This window comes from Microcella sp. (assembly GCF_030645145.1).
In the GTDB taxonomy this organism is placed as follows: Bacteria; Actinomycetota; Actinomycetes; order Actinomycetales; family Microbacteriaceae; genus Microcella.
The window spans coordinates 1-5,192 of sequence record NZ_JAUSMI010000025.1 but is presented as its reverse complement, the minus strand read 5'-3'; the positions used below and the strand labels follow the sequence as shown (position 1 = coordinate 5,192).

The following is a 5,192-nucleotide window of genomic DNA, read 5'->3' as shown; positions in this document are numbered from 1 at the left end:
TCAAGGTCGTCTCGGAGGGCGTCAACCGCGTCAAGCAGAGCACGGGGCTCGGCGTCCTCCTCATCACCCACTACACGCGCATCCTCCGCTACATCCACCCCGACTTCGTGCACGTCTTCGTCGACGGACGCGTGGCCGAGGAGGGCGGCGCCGAGCTGGCCGACCGCTTGGAGAACGAGGGCTACGATCGCTACCTGACCGGGTCGACCGTAGGCTGAGCCCATGCCCACCGCACTGGAACCGAAGCTCTTCGACCAGGTCGAAGAGGGCCTGAAGGATGTCGTCGACCCCGAGCTCGGGGTCAACATCGTCGACCTCGGCCTCGTCTACGACCTCGCCTGGGATGAGGAGACCGACGCCCTCATCGTCTCCATGACCCTGACCTCCGCCGGCTGCCCGCTCACCGACGTGATCGAGGAGTCGGTCGCGACCTCCCTCGACGGCATCGTCGAGCGGTTCCGCATCAACTGGGTGTGGATGCCGCCGTGGGGTCCCGAGCGCATCACCGACGACGGTCGCGACATGATGCGCGCATTGGGCTTCAGCATCTGAACCCACCAAGCCCACGCGAAAGGCCCCCTCCCGCTCGGGAGGGGGCCTTCGTCGTGCGAGAGGCGACTACGCGTCGGCGCGGTCGCTGCGCTCGACGGCCTTCCAGATCACGGGCAGCAGGGCCGCGGCGATGCCGGCCTTGATGAGACCGCCGATGATGAAGGGGTAGAAGCCGGCGACGAGCGTGGCGTTCAGGTCGTTCGGCAGTCCGAAGCCGCCGAGCGAGTACGACAGCCACGGCAGGCCGACCGCGAAGACGACGAGGGAGCCGCCGACGAAGGTGACGGCGGCCTTGAGCCAGCCGCGATCCCAGCGGCGCTCGGCCGCCCAGCCGACGATCGCGGCCGAGAGCACGAAGCCGATGATGTAGCCGCCGGTCGGACCGACGAGCACGCTCCAGCCGGACGCGGCGTCGCTGTAGATGGGCAGACCGATCGCGCCGAGCAGCGCGTAGAGCGAGAGAGAGGCGGCACCGCGCGCGGCGCCGAGCGAGGCGCCGACGAGCAGCACGGCGAGCGTCTGTCCGGTGACCGGCACGGGCCACAGCGGGATGGCGACCTGCGCCAGCGCGGCGACGAGCGCCGTGCCGGCGACGACGAGCGCCATGTCGGTCACGAGGGTGCGGGGGATGACGCGATCGACGATCGTCGAGCGCGCGGGGAGTGCGGTGGCAAGGGTCACGGGGATGCGTTCCTCACGGGAATCGGGGACCAGGGGACTGCGGTTAGACTATCGGGCTGGCCCCCCGGGGCCCTCCCTGACGAAACCCACGAAAGAAACGGACGTTCGCTGTGCTCGCTGTGCAGGATCTCGAGATCCGAGTCGGAGCGCGCCTGCTCATGGAGAACGTCTCCTTCCGGGTCGACAAAGGCGACAAGGTCGGTCTCGTCGGCCGCAACGGCGCCGGCAAGACGACCCTCACGAAGGTCCTCGCGGGCGACGAGCTCCCCGCCGCCGGGCACGTGCAACGCACGGGCGAACTCGGTTACCTGCCGCAGGACCCGCGCTCCGGCGACCCGGAGCAGCTCGCGCGCACCCGCATCCTCGACGCCCGCGGTCTCGGCCAGATCGTCATCGACATGCAGCAGGCGACGCTCGACATGGCCAGCTCCGACCCGGCCGTGAGCGAGAAGGCGATGAACCGCTACGGGCGGCTCACCGACCGGTTCCTCGCGCTCGGCGGCTACGCCGCCGAGGCCGAGGCCGCGTCGATCGCGAGCAACCTCAACCTGCCCGATCGCATCCTCAGCCAGCCGCTCAAGACGCTCTCGGGCGGTCAGCGGCGCCGCATCGAGCTCGCCCGCATCCTCTTCAGCGACGCCGAGTCGATGATCCTCGACGAGCCGACGAACCACCTCGATGCCGACTCGGTGGTGTGGCTGCGCGAGTTCCTGAGCTCGTACCAGGGCGGCTTCATCGTCATCAGTCACGACATCCACCTCGTGGAGGAGACGGTCAACAAGGTCTTCTACCTGGACGCCAACCGCCAGGTCATCGACGTCTACAACATGGGCTGGAAGAACTACCTGCGTCAGCGCGAGTCGGACGAGGAGCGCCGCAAGAAGGAGCGCGCCAACGTCGAGAAGAAGGCCACGGCCCTCCAGCTGCAGGCCGCCCGATTCGGAGCGAAGGCCTCGAAGGCGGCCGCCGCCCATCAGATGGTCGCGCGCGCGGAGAAGATGCTCGCCGGCCTCGACGAGGTGCGCGCGGTCGATCGCGTCGCGAAGCTGCGATTCCCCGAGCCCGCGCCCGTCGGCAAGACCCCCTTGCAGGCCCGCAACCTGTCGAAGAGCTACGGCTCGCTCGAGATCTTCACGGCCGTGGACCTCGCCGTCGACCGCGGCTCGAAGGTCGTCATCCTCGGCCTCAACGGTGCGGGGAAGACGACCCTCCTGCGGATCCTCGCGGGCGTCGACGAGCCCGACACCGGCCAGCTCGAGCCCGGACACGGCCTCAAGGTCGGCTACTACGCGCAGGAGCACGAGACGCTCGACGTCAAGCGCAGCGTGCTGCAGAACATGATGTCGGCCTCGCCCGCGATCACCGAGCTCGAGGCGCGCAAGGTGCTCGGCTCGTTCCTGTTCACGGGCGACGACACCGCGAAGCCCGCCGGCGTGCTCTCCGGCGGCGAGAAGACCCGCCTCTCGCTCGCGATGCTCGTCGTGTCGAAGGCGAACCTGCTGCTCCTCGACGAGCCGACGAACAACCTCGACCCGGCGAGCCGCGAGGAGATCCTCGGGGCTCTCGCGAACTACTCGGGCGCGGTCATCCTCGTGAGCCACGACGAGGGCGCGGTCGAGGCGCTCAACCCCGAGCGCGTGCTCATCATGCCCGACGGCGTCGAGGACCTCTGGACGAAGGACTACGCCGAGCTCATCTCGCTCGCCTGATCGCGTCTAGCGACGCTCGAGCAGGGCATCCTCTTCATCGGCGTCGCTCGCCCGCTTGCGCACCCGCTGCGGAGTCGGCACCCCGGTCTGCTCCGCGACGATGCGCTGGCGCTCCTTGCGCAGCGCCCAGCCGTAGCCGATGAAGCCCATGAGCGCAAAGACGTACCACTGGAAGGTGTAGCTCAGGTGCGGCCCCTCGTCCGGCACGGGGCGCGTCGCCGCGACGGGACGAGTGTCGGGGGCGGGGGACTCGGAGTCGAGAAGGCCGTACGCACCCGCGACGACATCGCCGGCCTCGACCCGCTCGGCGACGTCGGGCAGGTGGATGGTCGCGATCTGCCCCTCGGGGGCGCCGCGGCCGCGCAACTCGGGCTCGCCGGGCTTGAGACGCACGAGCACCTCCACGCGCCCGCTCGGAGGAGCGGGCACGACGTCGGGGGAATCCTGCGCCGAGCCGACGGGCAGCCAGCCGCGGTCGACGACGAAGACGGTGCCGTCGTCGAGCATCAGCGGCGTGAGCACCTCGAACCCGGGCCGGCCGTTGAGCGGGCGCGCGCGCACGAGCAGCTGCTCGTCGACGAGGTACTCGCCCTCAAGGGCGACGGGCTGCCACTCGAGGTCCGGATCGAGCGCGTCGGAGTCGGGCAGGGCCTCGGAGAGGGCGACGGGGGCCGCATCCCAGTTCGCCGCGACGATGCGGATCTCGGCGACCGTCTCGACGCGCCGCTGCCACTGCCACTGCGCGAGACCGACGCAGACGACCGCGAAGAGGGTCGTGAGGCCGAGCCAGCCGAGCCAGCGGCGCTGCAGGGCCAGGCTCAGGATGCTCACGCCGTCGATTCTCCCGGATCCGGCAGCGAGTCGACGACCACGCCCGCAGGCGTGATCGTCACGGGGAAGGAGCGCTGGTCGACGAAGTCGTAGAGGAAGTCGCGGTGCTCGTCGCACGCGAGCCACACCTTGACGCGATCGGGACCGTGGATGCGGGGGTTGCGCCAGTTGACCGCCCACGTCGCCTCAGCGCGGCAGCCGGCGCGCGAGCACCGGGTCCCGGAGATCTCGCCGGGGAGGGAGATCACGCGGCCGGGCCGGGCGGCGTGTAGGGGAGGAGCTGGCCGGGGCGCTCGACCGCGCGCCCATCGTTCGGAGCGACCTGGTTGGCGACGACGACCGCGAAGTACGGCAGGATGACCGCCCCCAGAGCGGGGATGAGGAGCCACCAGCCGGGTGCGACGAAGCAGGCGCCGATGCAGACGAGGCGCACGCCCATCGCGACCGAGTACCTGATCATGCGCGAACGCCGCTCGTCCGTCGGAGAGGACGGGAGGCTGGTGATGGCGGCGCCGGTCGGCTGCTTCATGAGAGCTCGAGTGTACGTTCGCCGCCTGCGAGATCACTGGTTCGAAGCCTGCCAATAGGCTTGATGCCATGACCACTCAGCGCACCGTTCTCGTCACCGGAGGCAACCGCGGCATCGGCTTCGCGATCGCCGAGGAGTTCCTCGCCCAGGGCCACCGCGTCGCGGTCACGGCCCGCTCCGGCACCGGCCCCGAGGGCGCGCTGACGGTCACCGCCGACGTCACCGACGCCGCGTCCCTCGACGCCGCGTACAGCGAGGTCGAGGCGGCCTACGGCCCCATCGAGGTCGTCGTGGCGAACGCGGGCATCACGCGCGACACGCTCCTGCTGCGCATGTCGGACGAGGACTTCCAGTCGGTCGTCGACACGAACCTCACGGGCGCGTTCCGCTCGGTCAAGAGGGCCATGAAGGGGATGCTCAAGGCGCGCTTCGGCCGGATCATCCTCATCTCGTCCGTCGTCGGGCTGTACGGCTCGCCCGGGCAGGTCAACTACTCGTCGTCGAAGGCCGCCCTCGTCGGCATGGCCCGCTCGATCACGCGCGAGCTCGGCGGCCGCGGCATCACCGCGAACGTCGTCGCTCCGGGCTTCATCGAGACCGACATGACGGCCGAGCTGCCCGAGGAGCAGCAGAAGGCGTACAAGGACTCCATCCCCGCCGGCCGCTTCGCGAGCCCGCAGGAGGTCGCACGCGTCGTGACGTGGATCGCGAGCGACGACGCCGCCTACATCTCCGGCGCGGTCATCCCCGTCGACGGCGGCCTCGGCATGGGGCACTAGCTGTACTCGGCAGTCACCTTGGTGACACTCGGCTGATGGGTGGGAGCCCGTCGAGGGCTGAGTGGCGTCGTCGATTGTTGTAGTAGTCCAGCCAGGGTGCAAGTGCGTTCT

The 5,192-nt window shown here is 70.0% G+C and carries 8 protein-coding genes and 1 pseudogene; 4 read left to right on the top strand and 5 right to left on the bottom strand.

Annotated features, from left to right (window positions below; genetic code table 11):
- Both sufC and Q7T15_RS01505 read left to right on the top strand, forming a co-directional pair.
- Window positions 1–218: pseudogene (gene sufC, locus Q7T15_RS01510) on the top strand (Fe-S cluster assembly ATPase SufC); the annotation flags it as partial.
- Window positions 219–222: 4 nt separating this feature from the next.
- Entirely contained in the window at window positions 223–552 is a 330-nt protein-coding gene (locus Q7T15_RS01505) for a metal-sulfur cluster assembly factor (protein ID WP_304692564.1), read from the top strand.
- A gap of 66 nt (window positions 553–618) precedes the next feature.
- Here the strand turns inward: Q7T15_RS01505 and Q7T15_RS01500 are convergent, their stop codons facing one another.
- Window positions 619–1,233 carry a biotin transporter BioY gene (locus Q7T15_RS01500; RefSeq protein WP_304692562.1) on the bottom strand — a complete coding sequence of 205 codons (615 nt, stop codon included), beginning with the start codon at window positions 1,231–1,233 and terminating at the stop codon, window positions 619–621.
- Window positions 1,234–1,343: 110 nt separating this feature from the next.
- Here Q7T15_RS01500 and Q7T15_RS01495 point away from each other — a divergent pair, with 110 nt between their 5' ends.
- The gene (locus Q7T15_RS01495) at window positions 1,344–2,942 is read left to right on the top strand and encodes an ABC-F family ATP-binding cassette domain-containing protein (protein WP_304692560.1); all 1,599 of its coding nucleotides are present in this window, start codon (window positions 1,344–1,346) and stop codon (window positions 2,940–2,942) included.
- A 6-nt stretch (window positions 2,943–2,948) separates the two neighbouring features.
- Here Q7T15_RS01495 and Q7T15_RS01490 read toward each other — a convergent pair whose 3' ends face one another.
- Genes Q7T15_RS01490 through Q7T15_RS01480 form a run of 3 tightly spaced genes read right to left on the bottom strand, consistent with a single transcriptional unit; the run spans window position 2,949 to window position 4,302 of the window.
- The gene (locus tag Q7T15_RS01490) at window positions 2,949–3,773 is read right to left on the bottom strand and encodes an SURF1 family protein (protein ID WP_304692558.1); all 825 of its coding nucleotides are present in this window, start codon (window positions 3,771–3,773) and stop codon (window positions 2,949–2,951) included.
- On the bottom strand, window positions 3,770–4,021 hold the full coding sequence (locus tag Q7T15_RS01485; protein ID WP_304692556.1) for a hypothetical protein: 252 nt from the start codon (window positions 4,019–4,021) through the stop codon (window positions 3,770–3,772). The genes Q7T15_RS01490 and Q7T15_RS01485 overlap by 4 nt, the downstream gene beginning before the upstream one ends.
- Window positions 4,018–4,302 (bottom strand): DUF3099 domain-containing protein, encoded by a 285-nt coding sequence (locus Q7T15_RS01480; protein ID WP_304692554.1) that lies wholly within the window; start codon window positions 4,300–4,302, stop codon window positions 4,018–4,020. Before Q7T15_RS01480 ends, Q7T15_RS01485 begins: the two co-directional genes overlap by 4 nt.
- Before the next feature lie 68 nt (window positions 4,303–4,370).
- Here Q7T15_RS01480 and fabG point away from each other — a divergent pair, with 68 nt between their 5' ends.
- Window positions 4,371–5,081, top strand: coding sequence for a 3-oxoacyl-ACP reductase FabG (gene fabG, locus Q7T15_RS01475; RefSeq protein WP_304692552.1), 711 nt, complete (start codon window positions 4,371–4,373; stop codon window positions 5,079–5,081).
- Between the two features lie 13 nt (window positions 5,082–5,094).
- Here the strand turns inward: fabG and Q7T15_RS01470 are convergent.
- Window positions 5,095–5,192 (bottom strand): integrase core domain-containing protein (locus Q7T15_RS01470; protein ID WP_304692566.1); only part of this gene is annotated, 98 nt, incomplete at its 5' end.